A 16347-nucleotide genomic window follows, 5' to 3' on the forward strand; every position below is an offset into this window, starting at 1 on the left:
CCCCGCAGGAGAATCCGAGGCGGCGGGCCGTCCGCCCGGCCCGGCGAGTGCGCGGGAATGCAACCGCGATCATGGACGGAATGTCACCGCGGGAATACGGAACGGCGTGTCCGCCATTCCTTCGCGGCCATCGACTTCAACACCGTCCGGTGTCCTCTTGAAGGCCCGTCAGGAAAACGACATTTGTCTCCACCAGAGAGCGAAAAGGCAGACGAGTGAAACTCACGACTGAATCCACGAGAATATCGGAACGGCTCGGCATTCCTGAGGACACCGGTGTGCCCATTCTCGGTTCGGCCCAGCGGCTCGACCAGTACCCGGTGGACGTCTGCCGGGACGAGCCGGCCGCCGTCCGCAGCCTGCTGGGCCGCATCGACGGGCGCCGGGTCGCCATGGTCACCGACGACTCGGTGGCGGCCCTGCACGCCCGCCGACTCGCCGGACTGCTCGGCGGCCAGGGGGTGGACGTCGCCATGACGTCGTTCGCGGCCGGCGAGGCCAGCAAGAGCGTGCCCACCGCGGTCGGCCTGCTGGACTGGCTGGCCGGCACCGAACTGGCCCGCCGCGACGTCGTGCTGGCGGTCGGCGGCGGCGTGGTCATCGACACCGTCGGCTGGGTGGCCAGCGCCTACATGCGCGGGGTGCCCTACTGCAACGTCCCCACCACCTTGCTGGCGCAGGTCGACGCCTCGCTCGGCGGCAAGGTCGCCGTCGACCACCCGAGCGCCAAGAACCTCATCGGCAGCTTCCACCAGCCGATGGGCGTGGTCTCCAACGTCGGCTACCTCGCCACCCTCGACCGCCGCCAGATGCGGGCCGGGCTGGCCGAGGCGATCAAGAAGGGCGTCATCGCCTCCCCGGCGCTGTTCGCGCTGATCGAGCGGGAGTACCGGGCGATCCTGGCCGCCGAACCCGAGGTCACCGCCCGCCTGGTGCACGGCGCGAGCCTGATCAAGTGTCAGCTGATCGCCAAGGACCCCTACGAGGAGGACCTGCGGCGGCCGCTCAACTTCGGCCACACGATAGGCCACGCGGTGGAAACCGTCACCGACTACGGGCCGGTGCTGCACGGTGAGGCGGTAGCGTTCGGCATGGCCTGCGCGGCCCGGATCGCCGAGCGCCGCGGCCTGCTCGCCCCGGCCGCCGGCCGGCGGGTGACCGGCCTGCTGGAGCGGGTCGGACTGCCGACCGTGCTCGGCGACCTGCCCGCGCCGCTGGACCCGGCGGCGGTGGTCTCCGCCCTCGGCCAGATCCGCAAGATCCGCGACGGCCACCTGCGGTTCGTGCTGCCCGTCACCCTGGGAGAGACCTTGATCACCGACGACGTCACCGACGACGAGATCCGCGCCGCCCTCACCGCCGTCCGCCCCGGGAACGGGAACGCGAACGGGCACGGGAACACGAACGGACACGGACACGTGAACGCGAACGGGGACGCCGATGCCTGAGTCCGACGTCCTGGTGGTGGGCGGCGTCGGGGTCGACACCATCGTGCGGGTGCCGTCCCTGCCGCTGCCCGACCTCGACACCGTCAAGGTGCCGCCCATCCAGGAGTACGTCGCGCACACCGGCAACGGCGTCGCGATGGGCCTGCACACCCTCGGCCTGCGCGTCCACCTGGTCGACACCATCGGCGACGACCACGAGGGCCGGCTGATCACCCGGCACTACGCGCGCGCCGGCTTGTCCTTCGACCACACCGTCCACCCGGCCGGAACCCGCCGCAGCGTCAACCTCGTCGACCCGGCCGGCCGCCGCCTGTCGCTGCACGACGCCCGCCACCCCACCGGCGAACCGCCGCGCCCCGAGCTGTACCGCCCGGCGCTCGGCCGCGTCCGGCACGTGCACCTCTCGCTGGTCGACTGGGCCCGGTACGCCCTCGCCGACGCCGTCACGGCCGGCCTGACCACCTCCACCGACCTGCACAACTGGGACGGCCGGGCCGAGTACCGCCAGGACTTCGCCTACGGCTGCGACCTGGTCTTCCTGTCCGCCGCCCTGCTCGGTGACCGCGTCGAGCAGGTGGCCGACGACATCCTCGCCCGCGGCCGGGCCCGCGCGGTCGTCGCCATGGACGGCGCCGGCGGCAGCCACCTGAAGATCCGTGACCAGCCGCTGCGCCACGTCCCGGCCGTGCCGCTGCCACCCGACGAGGTGGTCGACACCAACGGCGCCGGCGACAGCTACGTCGCCGCCTTCCTGTGGGCGTGGCTGGCCGGCCGCGGCTGGCAGGAGTGCGTCACCGCCGGCTCGCTGGGCGGCGCGCACGCCGTGCGGACCGCCGGAACCCACACCTCGTTCATCACCGCGAAGGAACTCCACGATGCGCTGTCCTGACCGGATACCCCCGCACCCCGGACGGAGCCCCCGGTGACCGCCCGCGGCGAACCGCCGCAGCGGCTGTGGGCGGTCGACGCCGGCGGCAGCGGAACGACCGCGCTGGCCGACGACGGGACCCGCTGGCACCGCCGGTCCGCCAACCCCTCCTCCGTGGGGGCGCCGGCCGCCGACGACCACCTCCTGGAACTGCTGCGCGAGGTGGCCGGCCACCTCGGCGGCGCGCCGTCCGCCGGCTGGCTGGCCACCGCCTCCGTCACCGACGCGGCCCCCGGTGAACCGGCCAGGTCGCTCAGTGCGGTGGCCGCCCGCGCCGGGCTGACCGGCACCCTGACGGTCTCCCGCGACGTCACCCCGCTGCTGCTCGCGCCACCGCTCGACGGCCGCGGCCTGGTCGTCGTCAGCGGCACCGGCTCCGGCGCGGTCGCCTGCGACGGTGTGCGCCCGCCGGTCGCGGCCGGCGGCTGCGAGTACCTCGGCAGCGACGAGGGCAGCGCCTTCGCCCTCGGCCTGGCCGGGCTGCGGGCGGCGATCCGCGGCGCCGACGGCCGCGCCCCCGCCACCCGCCTCGGCCCGGCCCTCGCCGCCCACGCGGCCGCCACCCGCCACGCCACCCCCGCCGCCGCACCGGTGTCCTTACCCGGCGGCGTCCCCGGCGGCCGGACCCTCGCGCCCCCCGGCGTCCCCGCCGGCCGGGCCGACGAGGACGTACGGGACCTGGCCCGCCGGCTGGCCGCCGAACCGTTCCCCAAACCGGCGGTGGCCGCGCTGGCCCCGGCGGTGTGCGCGTGCTGGCTCGACGGCGACGAGGCCGCCACCGGTGTGGTGCGCGACGCGCTGCGCGACCTGACGGCCGCCGCCCGCGCCGCCCGGGACGCCGCCGGGCTGACCGGACGCTGGCACGCGGTGCTGTCCGGCGGAGTCTTCCGCGGCTGCCCGCCGTTCGCCGACGCGCTCGCCGCCCGGCTGGCCGCCCTCGGCCCGGCCGCCGTGCCCGTCGTCGCCCACGACCCGGCCGCCGCCGTGCTGTCCGCCCTGACCGCGCAACGCGCCCGCGACCGGGCCGGCCGCCCCCGGCCCCGCTGGACGGCACGCCAGACCCTGACCACCCGCGGAGGTGTGCGGTGAACGACTGCGGAGCCCCCCTCACCCTCGGCCTGTGCCTGGCCGCGCTGGCCCCCGCCGGGCTGGCGAACGCCCTCGCCACCGCCGCCTCCTGCGGCGCCCGCGTCGTCGACCTGCCGACCGACTCCCCGCTCGGCCTGGTCGACCCGCGGCGGATCGCCGACCCCGACTACACCGCCTGGCTGGCCGCCGCCGTCGCACGCGCCGGGCTCAGCGTCGGCTGCGTCAGCAACAGCCGCGACGCCCAGCTCGTCCTGGGCCCGCACGGCCCGCACACCGACCCCGTCCACGGCGGCACCCCGGACGACAAGCGGCGGCACGGAACACGGGCCGCGCTGGCCGCCGTCCGGCTGGCCGCCGCGCTCGGCGCACCGCAGGCCCGCCTGATGCTCGGCGTACCGGACCTCGGCCGCTGGCTGTCGTGGTGGTCCAGCGACGTCAGCTGGCAGGACAACGTGCAGCAGTGGGCGCAGGCCGCCGGCCCCGCGCTGCGGCTCGCCGCGGACCTCGGAGTGCGCGTCGTCGTCGAACCGCACCCCAAGCAGGTCGCCTACGACCCGGCCAGCGCCCGCGCCCTGCTGGCCGCGGTGGACGGCGTCGGGCTGTGCGCCGACCCGGCGAACCTGGCCGCCGTCGGCCACGACCCGGTCGCCGCCGTCACCGGCTGGGGCCCCGACCTGGCCGCGGTGCACGCCAAGGACCTCCAGGTCTGGCGCCTGCCGCAGGAACCGCGCGGCGCCGGCTGGTCCCGTTACGGACCTGGCCCCGCCATCCGCTTCCGGGCGCTGGGCGCCGGGGAACTGCCGTGGCCGTCGATCGTGGCGGCGCTGCTGGACGAGGGCTACCGGGGCGTGGTCTACGCCGAGCACGAGGACGCGCTGCTGCCGACCGGACAGGGCGTCAGGCGCTCGCTGGAGACGCTGCGCGGCCTGGTGCCCGAGGCCGTGGCGCAGGGGAGGACGTGGTGACGCTCGACGCGGTACGCGGCGCCCTGCTGGCCGGCGGTCTGGGCCAGCGCATGGGCACCCTCACCGAGGGCACCTGCAAACCCCTCGTGCCCTACGCGGCCTCCTGTCGGCTGGTCGACTTCAGCCTCGCCAACGCGGTCCGCTCCGGCGTGCCCGAGGTGGTGCTGCTGTCCCTGCACCGGGAGGCCGACCTGGTCCGGCACCTGATGGAGCACTGGGACGCCGCACCCGGCACCCGGCTGCACTTCGGCGTCCACGAACGACGGTTGCGCAACGCCGGGCTGCCCGCGCCCGGCGAACGGCTGCCGCCCCGCCCGGCCGAACGCGGCACCGCCGACGCCCTGCTGGCCAACGCCCGCCACCTGTTCGCCCCCGGCGCCCGCGACATCCTGATCCAGCACGCCGACCACGTGTACGTCCACGACTACGCCGCGATGCTCGAACAGCACCGCCGCACCGGCGCGGACTGCACCATCGGCGTCCAGGCGGTCGAACCGCGCTGGGTACGGCTGTTCGGCATGGTGGAGACCGACGCCGACCTGCGGGTCCGCGCCCTGGTGGAGAAACCCGACCACCCGACCTCCGACCTCGTCTTCACCGCCTTCTGCCTGTTCCGCGCCGACGTCCTGCGCGACACGCTCGCGCGACTCGCCGCCCTCGGCCCCGACGGCTGGCAGCACGACATCAGCCGCGACGTGCTGCCCGCGATGATCGGCGCGGGACGCGACGTGCGGGCCTTCCCCGTCGAGTCGTACTGGGCCGACATCGGCACCGTCGAGCGGTACCACAGCGAGCAGTTGGCGCTGCTGACCGTTCCGCGGCCGATCCCCGCCGAAGCGCTGCCGCGCACCCTGGCGGCCGGCCCGCCGCGGTTCGCACCGGACGGCGCCGGACTGCTCGGCGCCGAACCCGCCCCCGGCGCGCTGGTGCGCGACAGCGTCCTGCACCCGGGGTGCCACGTGCGGCCGGGCGCCGCCGTCGTCCGCTCCGTCGTGCTGCCCGGTGCCGTGGTGCCGGCCGGCGTCACCGTCCGCGACACCGTCGTGCGGGCCGGCGAGCACCTCAGCGCCGACCGCACCGGCCTCACCGCCCTCGGCCCGGCCCCCCGCGCCTGACCGCCCGCACCCGCACGGCCCCCGCGCGCTCCTGACCGCGCACACCCGCACGGCCGCCGCGCGCCCCTGACCGGACCCGCGCCCCGGACCGACCCCCGCACCTCTGACCGGCCCCACCGCGCCACGCGGTCCTTCGCCGATCCGTCGGCGACCCCACCCGCACGCTGGAGGACACGTGATCGACCCCGACCGACCCACGACGCCGGCCCGGTCCCCGGGACCACCGGGCGGGCCCGGCCGCGTCCTGGTCCTGGGCGCCGGCTACCTCGCGGGCCACATCGCCCGGCGGCTGGCCGCCACCGGCGCCGCCGTCACCGTCAGCTCCCGCCGTCCGCCGGCCACCCCGGAGACCGGCGGACTGCGCTGGCGCCCGGTCGACGTCGCGGCACCGGCCGCCGTCCGCGAACTCCTCGGCGCCGAACGGCCGGACGCCGTCGTCGCGGTGCATGGGCCGTCCGACATCACCTGGTGCGAGGACCACGCCGACGCGGCCCTCGCGGTCCACCTCGGCGGCGCCCGCAACCTCGCCGCGGCCCTCGACGGCCGCCGGGTGCTGCTGATCTCCACCGACAACGTCTTCCCCGGCCACGCCGACAGCTGCGGCGAGTCCGCGCCCTGCGCGCCCGCCAACGCCTACGGCCGGGCCAAACTCGCCGCCGAGCAGGCTCTGTTCGCCACCGGCGCCGCGCTCGCCCTGCGCGTCAGCCTGGTCTACGGCTGGGACGACGCCGGCCTGCGCCCCAACTTCCTCACCACCGCCGCCCGGACCCTGCGCCGCAGCGAACCGCTGCGCGTCCCCGACGACCACTGGAACACCCCCGTCCTGGTGGACGACGTCGCCGCCTGGACCACCGCACTGCTCGGCTCGCCGCACACCGGCACCGTCCACCTCGGCGGCCCGCGCCGGGTCTCCCGGGTCGACTGGGCCCGGCACATCGCCCGGCTCACCGGCGCCGACCCCGGCCTGGTGGTCCCCGCCCCGCGCGACAGCACCCTGTACGCCTGCCGCCCGCGCAACGCCTGCCTGCACAGCGAACGCGCCGCCCGGCTGCCCGAGTTGCGGGGCCTGCGCCCGCTGGACGTCCTCGACGCCACCCGGACCCTGCTGTCCGCCAACCCCACCGACCCCGCCCCCTTCACCATCGATCCCGCCGACCCCGCCGACTCCACCCGCCCCGCCGACTCCGCCCGAAAGGCAACGACATGACCGCCTCCGAGGTCTTCCTCGCCAGCAAGCGCGCCGCCATCACCTACGACACCGACCCCGACACCGGCGAACTGCGGCCGTGGCTCGCGCCCGGCGGCACCGGCAACGTGGTCGCCGAACAGGCCGGGGTGCTCAACGTCTCCTGGATCGCCAGCGCCGACTCCGAGGACGACCGGCGCGTCGCGGCCGAACAGCCCGAGGGCGTCATACTCGCCCTGCCGTCCGGCCGGGACATCCGCGTCAACCTGATACGCCACGACCGCCGGGTCTTCGACTCGGTGCAGAACCACCTGACCGCCCAACTGCTGTGGGCCGCCAACAACTACGGCTGGGACAAGTGGACCGAGCCGTCGTTCGGCGCCGAAACCTACGCCGCCCAGGACGACTTCGACCGCTTCACCCGCGACTTCGCCGACGCCCTGCTGAAGAGCTCGGCCGCCGCCCGCGACCCGCTCTACCTGGTCCACGACTACCAACTCGTCGGCGTCCCGGCCAAGTTGAGGCAGGAGCGGCCGGACGCGCCGATCCTGCTGTTCGTCCACATCCCGTGGCCGTCACCGGACTACTGGCGCGTCCTGCCCGCACCGCTGCGCACCGGGATCATCGAGGGGATGCTCCCGGCCACCACCATCGGCTTCTTCGCCGACCGCTGGACCCGCAACTTCCTGGACTGCGTCGAGGACCTCGTCCCCGACGCCCGGGTGGACCGCGACCGCGGCACCGTGCACTGGCGGGGCGCCCGCACCCGGGTGCGCACCCTGCCGCTCGGCTACAGCCCGCTCACCCTCGACGGCCGCGCACCGCGGCTGCCCGAAGGCATCGGTGAGTGGGCCGACGGCCACCGGCTCGTCGTGCACAGCGGCCGTACCGACCCGATCAAGAACGCCGAACGGGCCGTGCGCGCCTACGCCCTGGCCGTCAAGGAGGACCAACGGCTGCGCGACACACGGATGTTGGTGCGGATGAACCCCAACCGGCTCTACGTACCGGCCAACGCCGACTACGTCCGCCGGGTCGAGGCCGCCGTCGCCGACGCCAACCGCGAACTCGGCCCCGACACCGTACGCACCCACACCGACAACGACGTCGACCACAGCATCGCCTGCTTCCGGCACGCCGACCTGCTGATGTTCAACTCCACCGTCGACGGCCAGAACCTCAGCACCTTCGAGGCGCCGCTGGTCAACCAGCGCGACGCCGACGTCATCCTGTCCGAGATGTGCGGCGCCGCCGAACTGCTCGGCCCGCACTGCCGCACCGTCAACCCCTTCGACCTGCACGAGCAGGCCCGCGCCATCTCCGCCGCCCTCAGCGCCGGCCCCGCCGCACGCGCCGCCTCCGCCGCCCGCCGCCGCGACGCCGCCCGCCCCTGGACGCTGGAGGCCTGGGTGCAGGCCCAGCTCGACGCACTCGCCGCCGACCACGGAGCACGCCATGACGACCACCACTGAACCGCTCGCCGGCCCGCAGGACGTCGCGCAGTACCAGCTCGGCGAGACCCTCCTGGTGCACGGCGAGGGGGTCCGCGCCTGGGACAGCGAAGGGCGCGAGTACCTCGACTGCGTCTCGGGCACCTTCAACCTGCTGCTGGGCCACGGCCACCCCGAGGTCATGGCGGCCGTCCGCGAGCAGAGCGAACGCCTGGTGTTCGCCAGCTCCTCCTTCCAGACCGGGCCCACCAACCGCGTCATGCAGGAACTCGCGGCCATCAGCCCGTCCAACCTCACCCGGGTCAACCTGCGCAGCGCCGGCGGCTCCACCGCCAACGAGGGCGCCATCAAGATGGCCCAGCTGCACACCGGCCGCCGCGACGTCATCGTCCCGTTCCGCGGCCACCTCGGCCAGACCATCGCCATGGCGAGCCTCAACGGCACCACCCGGATGCGCGCCCCCTTCCCGCACCGCTACCCCGGCGCGCTGCACGTCCCCGGCCCGTACTGCTTCCGCTGCTTCTACCGGCAGAGCCCCGACAGCTGCGGGATGCTCTGCGTCGAGCGGATCGAGGACTTCATCACCTACGCCAGCTCCGGGAGCGTGGCGTGCGTGGTCATCGAGCCCATCTCCGGCGTCGGCGGCAACATTGTCCCGCCGCCCGGCTACCTGCCGGAACTGCGCAGGTTCTGCGACGAGCGCGAGATCGTGCTGATCTTCGACGAGATCCAGACCGGCCTGGGCCGCACCGGCCGGATGTTCGCCGCCGACCACTTCGGCGTCCAGCCGCACATGATGACCCTGTCCAAGGGGCTGACCGGCAGCGGCCTGCCGCTGGCCGCCATCCTCACCGAGGAGCGGATGGCCGACTGGGACCGCTCCCTGCACAGCTTCACCTACGGCGGCCACACCCTGTCGGCCGCCGCCGCGGTCGCCACCCTCCAGGTCGTCCAGCGCCCCGGATTCCTGGAGAACGTCCGGGCCAGCGGCGGCGTCCTGCTCGGCCGGCTGCGCGAACTGCAGGCCGAGCACCCGGTCCTGGGCGATGTGCGCGGCGTCGGGCTCATGCTCGGCGTCGAAATCGTCGAACCCGGCGGCGGCAAGGCGGTGCGCCGCGCCCACGACTACCAGCGCGCCCTCCAGGACCGCGGCGTGCTGACCCGGGTCTCCGAACACGGCGCCGGCAACGCCATCGAACTGCGGCCCCCGCTCATCCTCACCCCCGAGGACGCCCACCTGATCGCCGACCGGTTCGCCGAGGCGCTGGAGGCCGTCGAATGAGGCTCGTGCTGGAGGACGGCGAACCCCGGCTGCGCCACTCGCCACCACCGCCCCTGGCCGGTGAACCGGCCGTCCTGATCGAGGTGGAACTGGCCGGACTGTGCCGCTCCGACCTCAAGGAGGTGGCCGGCACCCGCTACGGGCCCAGCCAGTTCGGCCACGAACTGGTCGGCACCGTACGGGAGTCGACCGCCCGGGACCTGCCCGAGGGCACCCGGGTGGTGCTCGACCCCAACGTGGTGGTGGACCGCGGCTCCGGCTTCGCCGACCGGATGCGGGTGGCCGGCCCGGCGCAACTGCTGCGCCGCGCGCTGCCGGTCGTGCCCGGCGGCACCGACGCCCGCCGCCTGGTGTTCGCCGAACCGCTGGCCTGCGCCCGGCACTGCCTGTCCGCGGTGGAACGCCGCCTCGGCGGTCTGGCCGGCGCCAGGATCGCGGTGCTCGGCGCCGGCACCGCGGGGCTGCTCATCGCCTGCCTGGCCCGGCTGGCCGGCGCCGAGGCCGTCCTCGCCAACCGCGGTGCCGAACGCCTCGCCGCGGTCCGCGCCGCCGGACTGCTCGACGGGCCCGTCGTCGCGTACGGCGACCTCGCCGACGCCCGCGCCGACGCCGCCGTGGTGGCCACCAGCTTCGTCGTGCCCGAGGTACTGCGACACGCGCTGCGCGCCGTCGTCCCCGGCGGCCTGGTCATGCTCTACGGCGGCACCGCGCCCGGCGACGCACTGCCCGGCCTGGACTGCGACCTGGACGCCGTGCGCCGTACCGAGGGCCTGGCGGCGGCCCGTTGGCACGGCAGGCCGGTCCGGGTGGCCGGCAGCTACGGCACCACGCCGCACGACTTCGCCGCCGCCGTGAGCGTCCTCACCGACCCGTCCGCCCCGCTCGCCGCCGAACGCACCGTCACCCGGGAGGTCACCCTCGGCCGGCTCCACACCCTGCTGCGCGACCGCGGCACCGCCCTGCCGCCCGGCAAGATCCTCGTCAGGCCCGCCCCGCCGCCGTGACCGGCGCACGGCCGCGGTTCGCGGTCCGACCCCCCCGTGCGACCCCGGTACGCGGTCCTGCCTCCCCGGTGCGTCCGTGCACGCGTTCCCCCGTACGACCGCGGCGCGCCGCGGTCGTACGGATATGACGGGCCGTCATTTTGAACTGATGGCCCGTCAACTGAACGAGACAGCAGCGGTTTTGTTGTCGAAGCCGAGCGCCGCGAGCCGCGAGACCTTGCCGTCGATGACGACGGACCGCCCGGTGCAGCCGTGGCCGGACCACAGGGTCAGCCGGCCCTCGGCCTGGACGGAGGAGACCACCGCCGGGTGGGAGAGGTTCTGGCAGCTGCCGACCGGGCCGCTGACCCCCTGCGAGCCGCTGCCGGCGAAGTCGGCGTCGTCGTCCAGGACCGCGTCGGCGGCGGGCCTGGTGGTGTCGTCGTCGCCGACGTACACCGAGGCGAACCTCCCCGCGAAGCCGATCGCCGCCAGGTCCGAGACGTTGCCGTCGACCACCCAGGACGCACCGGAGCAGCCGGCACCGCTGTGCAGCGTCAAGGTGCCGCTGACGAAGTCCAGCGAACCGTCCGGTGCGGCGGTGACGTGCTGGCAGGAGCCGGCGTCGCCGCCGACACGCTGGGAGCCGGCACCGTCGGAGAAGCCGGCCCGGAAGTCGTAGGTGGCGGTGGCCGGTGCCGCCGACGGACGGGCCGAGGGCGCCCGGCCCACCGCGACGGCCGGCGCCTCGACCGCCTTCCCGCCGTCCGGCCGCACCCCGAACCAGGTGCCGGCGACCCCCTGGCCGTTGGTCTCGCCGGGCTGGAGGTCCTTGCTGAACCGGTAGACCGGGTGCCCGGCGATCGTCAACTGGTGTGTGCCGTCAGGCCGGTTGACGATCCCGACGGTTGACGGGTCGACGCCTTGGACGAAGACCTTGCCGTGCGGGGCGATGACGACCGGCGGCCAGGTCACCGCGCAGTTGCCCTGGCAGGTCGAGCCCGGCGGGTTCGTGGTGTCCTTGTCGAACCGGTAGAGGGTGAACCCCTGCCCGTTGACCACGACCGGGTCGAGGGAGCCGGACTTCGCCGCCGACAGCTGCACCCACTTCTGCGCGGCCGGGGTGGACGGCCGGCCCGCCTGGAGCGCGAAGTCCCCGGTGTGCGCGGGGGCGTGGTGCTCCAGGGCGGTCCCGCTGACGAACGACAGCCCTCTGAGCAGGTCGGACGTGGCCGTCGTGCCCGCCTGCGAGACGTTGGACGGACTACAGGCGGTGAGCAGGACCGCGCCCGCCGCCGCGATCGCGACGAGCAGACCGGACCTCTTGCGCAACATGATGATCGGACTCCTCAACAAGACCCCGGAGCGGTTCCGGAGCCCTCTGCCGTCTTCACGCGGATCGACGCCGCGCTGTTCGGGTGATGATCATTTCGAGACATGACCTGCACGTTTTCCTTACGCGGCCCCGCGCCACGCCGCCGCGGCGGCGTGGGACAGGGGCGGTAACCCGCGCCGACCCGCCCGCGCCGGTGCCCGTCAGCCCTCGCGGGCCAGGGCCTTCGCCGGGGACGGCGCCTTCGCGGGAGCCACAGCCGGCGTGGCAGCCGAACCCGGAGCGGCAGCCGACCCCGACCCTGACCCTGACCCCGAACCTGACCCCGAACCCGAACCCGAACCCGGAACCCCCGCCGGAGCCGTCCCCCGCGTGTCCTGCTGGTAGAAGATGTCGATGTCCACCTCCTCACCCCCGACGATCAGCGTGTCCCACGCGCCGCTGTCCAGCAGGGTGCGCACCGTCTCGGCCTTCAGGGCGCCCAGGTGGTCCGCCAGGGCGGTGTCGTCGGGCATTCCGGGGATGCGGGACGACAGGCGGCCGCGGATCTCCCGCAGCCGCTCCATGAGCGCCGCGGTGTCCGCCGCCCTGTCCGGCTCCCGCGTGCCGGCCCGGTCGATGCTCTCCGCGATCCGGTCCCTGATCGCCCTGCTGACGCCCTGCTCGTCGGTGGTCACCATGGCGTTCCACGCCCGGCTCTTGTGCCGGTACTGGAGCATCGACATCGCGGCCTCGTGGCGCACGAAGTCGGCGTCGCGGAACGGCCGCCCGCGCCAGGCGCCGCTGAGCGACCGGGCCAGCGAGATGGCCGACGCCAGCCCGCTGTTGAGCCCGCGCCCCGGCCAGAAGTGGATCGCGTTGGCCGCGTCGCCGAGCAGGAAGCCGTACGTGCCGGGGGCCGACGCGGTCGTGGAGTACAACTGGGCGGTGAAGCGCGGCCGTTGCACCATGTTGAGCCGGAACGCGGTGACCGCGCTGAGGTCCCGCTCGGCGACGCCGAAGAGCGCCAGGCCCTCCAGCACCCGCTTCCACAGGGCGGAGCCCTTGACCAGCGCGGGCAGGAACAGCGTGCTGTGCGTCGGGCACTGGAAGTCGCCGTGCTCGTCGCGGCCCATCACGCACGGGCGCGAGGCGATGCAGTCCTCGAACACGTGCCGGACGGGGTCGATGCCGACGACCTCCTTGGCCTCCGCCTCGGTGAGCCGCATGTTCAAAAAGCCCTCGCCGCGCAGCGCGTTGAGCAGGAAGCGGTTCTGGGCGACGGTCAGCAGGACGGTCATCGGGTCGGTCAGCGCGGACTTCACCCGCAGTCCCAGCACGACGTCCTGGAGGTGCTGGCCGTCGACGGAGTAGATCGACTTGTCGGCGTTGCCGAACTTGTCGGTGAAGTGCTCGCGGGTCCGCGACCGGCCGCCCTCGCAGATGGCGAGCACGTGGTCCCTGGCCGCGGACCCGCGGTGTTCGGCCGGGTCGAAGACGGCCGGCACCAGCCGGATGCTGCCGGACTTCTCGCCGGCCAGCTCAAGGAGCTTGTCCTCGATGTGGGATATCCGGATGTTGCGCGGGTTGAAGCCGCGGATCGAGTCCGGGCCGGCCGGCCACATCTCGGAGTACGACGCCTGCGCGAAGAGCCGTTCCTGCACCTCTTCCGGCAGGTTCAGGTACTGGCGGCTCTGCACCGTCACGACCTGCTGCCGCCGGGTGTTGCCCTGCGCCTCGTTCTTCCACACGACCCGCGAACCGTCCCGGGTCCAGCGCCCGTCGTGGACGGTGACCGACACCCGGCGGCCCATGAGGTGTTCGAGCAGCAGGGCGAAGGCCAGCCCGACCGGCCCGCCGCCGGAGACCGTGACCCGGAGCACCGGATCCGGTTCGTCGTTGCCGGCGGCGGCGGCGGCGGAGCCGGGCGTGGCGGGCGCGGTCGGTGCGGCCGGCGTGCTGGACGCGATCAGCGACTCGATGACGGCGAGGTCCATGACCGTCTCCATCGCCTCGGCGAACTCGAAGCAGAAGGTCTCGCCGCCGATCTCGATCAGGTCGCCCGGCTGGAGCGCGTGCGACGTGACGCGCCGGCCGTTGACCAGCGTGCCGTTGCGGCTGTCGCGGTCGTACAGCAGGTAGCCGTCGGTCTCGCGGACGATCTCGGCATGCAGCCGTGAGGCGTTCCGGCCGGCGATCACCACGTTGTTGTCGCCCTTGCGGCCAAAGGTGACGGGGATGTCCCGGACCGGGAACCGCTGTCCGGCGAGCGGGCCTGTGCGTCCCACGATCTCTGGTGGCATGGGTTCTTCCTCTCGGTGCGCCATGGAACCGGCGAAAGCGGTGCGAACAGCGCACGCTCGCACCCGATACGCCATGTCCCTGCGGCGCGTGCGAACCCCGTCCACCCGGGGGAGCCCCCCACGTCGGGTAGACGTCTCACTTTCAACCAGTCCGCAGCATAGCCGTGTTCGTGATCTTCCTGATGCCCCGTCGGCCGGCGGGGTGACCTGGGACGACCGCCCGCGACCGGCCGCCGCGACCCGGTCGGCGGGACGGGGAGAAGCGCGGGGCGCAGGCGGCGATGCCGGTCGGCGGGACTGCGGCGGCCGACAACGGGTGCCCCCGTACGTCCTGTTAGACGGCGCCGCCTTCCGCCCGGCAGCACACCGCCCGACCGGCTGTTCGCCGATCGGGCGGTCGATCACCGAGGTCTCACCGAGGTGTCACCGGGTGGCTGTCCTCACTCGGCCGCCCGGTAGGCGACGCCGCTGTCGTTGGGCGTGGTGCCGGTGTACAGGCCGGTGGGGCTGGTCTGGGTGGACAGGCTGAACCAGGCGTAGCGCTCGACGAACGACAGGCTGTCGAGCATGGCGGTCGAGGAGTTGATGAAGTCCACCTGCTGCTGCGAGGTGGGGTAGCGCGGGGTGCTGCCGGAGAAGTCGGTGAGCGCGTACTCGGTGAGCCAGATCGGCTTGTGGTAGCGGTTGTAGACGGCCTGGAGGTACGACTGCAACTCGCCGGTGGCCGCCGAGCTGAAGTCGCCGCCGTACCAGTGCAGCGGGATGAAGTCGACCCGGTAGCCCCGGGCGGCGGCGCCGCTCATGAACTGGTCGAGCCAGCCGCCGGGCGTGTCCCCGCCGTACGCCACCGCGGGGGCGCCCAGCCGCATGCCGGTCGCCTCCAGCTGCGGCCACAGGTCGAGGGCCTGGTCGGGGGTCATGTTCGCCTGGCCGGCCATGTCGGGCTCGTTGAACGTCAGCAGTTCGCTGCCCTGCTGCTCCGCGGTGGCCAGGTCGGTCGGGTCGACCGCGCCCGACCCCCAGATCATCGGCACGAACTCCGATCCGGCCGGCTTGGCGATGCCGCCGGTCGACGGCCCCCAGTCGTAGTACCAGGAGGCTCCGACATCGGTGATGTCCTGCGAGGCGCCGTCGACGGCGTTGGCGCTGACGCCCTTGCGGGCGCTGGTGGCCGCGCCGGCCGGCGGTGCCAGGACACCCGCGAGCAGCAGCAGCGCGGCCGCGAGCAGGAGCAGCGGCGCGCGCACCGCGGCGGTGGAGGCTTTCACGTCGGGCATCCCATCGTCAGGGGAACGTCACGGTGAAGGTCGGTGGATCACGGGGTGGGGCGGCGGAACGTTCCGCCGGACCCCGGGGTCCGGTGGAACGTCCCGGTGGGCAACGGGGGACGTCCGGGGCGGACCAGGACGCGGCCCGGTGGGACGTCCCCGCGGGTCAACGGAGTGCGTCAGTGGAAGGTCACGGTGAGGCCGGAGCACTCCGGGCACTGGCGCATCACCTGGTTGCCGGGCACGGTGTCCTGCCCGGACCAGGCGTAGGCGTACGGGCAGTGGGCGGTGATCGCGTCGCTGTACGAACTGGTCGCGTCCCGACTGGGGTTGACGCACTCCAGCGCGGCGCCGGTGCCGGGGTCGGTGACCAGGTCCTGCTGCGGGCAGTACGGCAGCAGGTCGTCGGGGCAGCCTTCGACGGCACACTCACCACCGCCGGCCGGCGGCGCGGAGACCCCGTCCGGGGTGATGGTGACCGGCACCGAGAAGGCGTTGACGTAGCTGACGTCGTACCAGGGGGCCAGCGAGTCGGACGGGTCGAAGTTGAACTCCGCCAGGCTGACCGGCTGTTCGCCGGTGGTGCAGTGGTCGGCGTACGGGCCGCAGTCGCCGACCTCGCAGTGGAAGGTAGTGCCGTTCTGGCCGGAACAGCCCTGCCGCGCGAAGAACTTGCCGCGCCAGTGCATCGCCCCGGTGTCCTCCGGGATGCTGACGGTGGCCGACCCGCCCGGGGCGAGCGTCGGCATGCCGGTGAGGGCGGCCGAGCCGTCGGCGTTGACGTTGCTGCCCACCCAGACGGTCTGCCCGGTCGCGTTGACCAGGGTCACCGTGTGCGTGGTCGCGGCCGGTACGGGGGCCGGTGCCGCGCTCGCCGCCGCCGGCGCACCGGCGAGTACGAGCAGTAGTGCGCACAGGAGTACGCGGATTCGCATGCGCTCACCCTTCGACTGAAGACTTCAGCACGTCCGCTGTCGCACCGTGGATAGCACGGCCCGGGCGGGATGGCAACGATGT

13 protein-coding genes are annotated in these 16347 nt (G+C 74.2%); 9 read left to right on the forward strand and 4 right to left on the reverse strand.

Annotation, left to right across the window (positions count from 1 at the left end; all coding sequences use genetic code 11):
- Positions 1-278 precede the first annotated feature (278 nt).
- From POF43_RS05525 to POF43_RS05565, 9 genes are all read left to right on the forward strand, one after another.
- Positions 279-1448, forward strand: a complete 1170-nt coding sequence (locus tag POF43_RS05525; RefSeq protein ID WP_271317693.1) for a 3-dehydroquinate synthase — start codon at positions 279-281, stop codon at positions 1446-1448.
- A complete protein-coding gene (locus POF43_RS05530) occupies positions 1441-2337 on the forward strand; it encodes a carbohydrate kinase family protein (RefSeq protein WP_271317694.1) in 897 nt (298 codons plus the stop codon). The genes POF43_RS05525 and POF43_RS05530 overlap by 8 nt, the downstream gene beginning before the upstream one ends.
- Positions 2338-2370: 33 nt before the next feature.
- On the forward strand, positions 2371-3465 hold the full coding sequence (locus POF43_RS05535) for a BadF/BadG/BcrA/BcrD ATPase family protein (protein ID WP_282704434.1): 1095 nt from the start codon (positions 2371-2373) through the stop codon (positions 3463-3465).
- A complete protein-coding gene (locus tag POF43_RS05540; protein WP_271317873.1) occupies positions 3462-4430 on the forward strand; it encodes a sugar phosphate isomerase/epimerase family protein in 969 nt (322 codons plus the stop codon). The genes POF43_RS05535 and POF43_RS05540 overlap by 4 nt, the downstream gene beginning before the upstream one ends.
- Positions 4427-5545 carry a sugar phosphate nucleotidyltransferase gene (locus POF43_RS05545; RefSeq protein WP_271325062.1) on the forward strand — a complete coding sequence of 373 codons (1119 nt, stop codon included), beginning with the start codon at positions 4427-4429 and terminating at the stop codon, positions 5543-5545. The genes POF43_RS05540 and POF43_RS05545 overlap by 4 nt, the downstream gene beginning before the upstream one ends.
- Before the next feature lie 175 nt (positions 5546-5720).
- Entirely contained in the window at positions 5721-6752 is a 1032-nt protein-coding gene (locus tag POF43_RS05550) for an SDR family oxidoreductase (RefSeq protein WP_282704435.1), read from the forward strand.
- Positions 6749-8203, forward strand: coding sequence for a trehalose-6-phosphate synthase (locus POF43_RS05555; protein WP_271324993.1), 1455 nt, complete (start codon positions 6749-6751; stop codon positions 8201-8203). The genes POF43_RS05550 and POF43_RS05555 overlap by 4 nt, the downstream gene beginning before the upstream one ends.
- Positions 8187-9464, forward strand: coding sequence for an aspartate aminotransferase family protein (locus tag POF43_RS05560; RefSeq protein WP_271324992.1), 1278 nt, complete (start codon positions 8187-8189; stop codon positions 9462-9464). The genes POF43_RS05555 and POF43_RS05560 overlap by 17 nt, the downstream gene beginning before the upstream one ends.
- Complete coding sequence (locus POF43_RS05565) at positions 9461-10468, forward strand: MDR/zinc-dependent alcohol dehydrogenase-like family protein (protein WP_271324991.1); 1008 nt, start codon at positions 9461-9463, stop codon at positions 10466-10468. Before POF43_RS05560 ends, POF43_RS05565 begins: the two co-directional genes overlap by 4 nt.
- 156 nt (positions 10469-10624) lie before the next feature.
- On the opposite strand, the gene POF43_RS05570 is transcribed toward POF43_RS05565, so the two are convergent.
- The 4 genes from POF43_RS05570 to POF43_RS05585 all read right to left on the reverse strand — a co-directional run bounded on the left by POF43_RS05570 (position 10625) and on the right by POF43_RS05585 (position 16265).
- Positions 10625-11782, reverse strand: a complete 1158-nt coding sequence (locus POF43_RS05570) for a hypothetical protein (protein WP_271324990.1) — start codon at positions 11780-11782, stop codon at positions 10625-10627.
- A 201-nt stretch (positions 11783-11983) separates the two neighbouring features.
- On the reverse strand, positions 11984-14062 hold the full coding sequence (locus tag POF43_RS05575; RefSeq protein ID WP_282704436.1) for an FHA domain-containing protein: 2079 nt from the start codon (positions 14060-14062) through the stop codon (positions 11984-11986).
- 440 nt (positions 14063-14502) lie between these two features.
- On the reverse strand, positions 14503-15339 hold the full coding sequence (locus POF43_RS05580) for a glycoside hydrolase family protein (RefSeq protein WP_271325242.1): 837 nt from the start codon (positions 15337-15339) through the stop codon (positions 14503-14505).
- Between the two features lie 170 nt (positions 15340-15509).
- Positions 15510-16265, reverse strand: a complete 756-nt coding sequence (locus tag POF43_RS05585) for a thaumatin family protein (RefSeq protein ID WP_271325241.1) — start codon at positions 16263-16265, stop codon at positions 15510-15512.
- Positions 16266-16347 lie beyond the last annotated feature (82 nt).

It is taken from the genome of Streptantibioticus silvisoli (assembly GCF_027947535.2).
In the GTDB taxonomy this organism is placed as follows: Bacteria; Actinomycetota; Actinomycetes; order Streptomycetales; family Streptomycetaceae; genus Streptantibioticus_C; species Streptantibioticus_C silvisoli.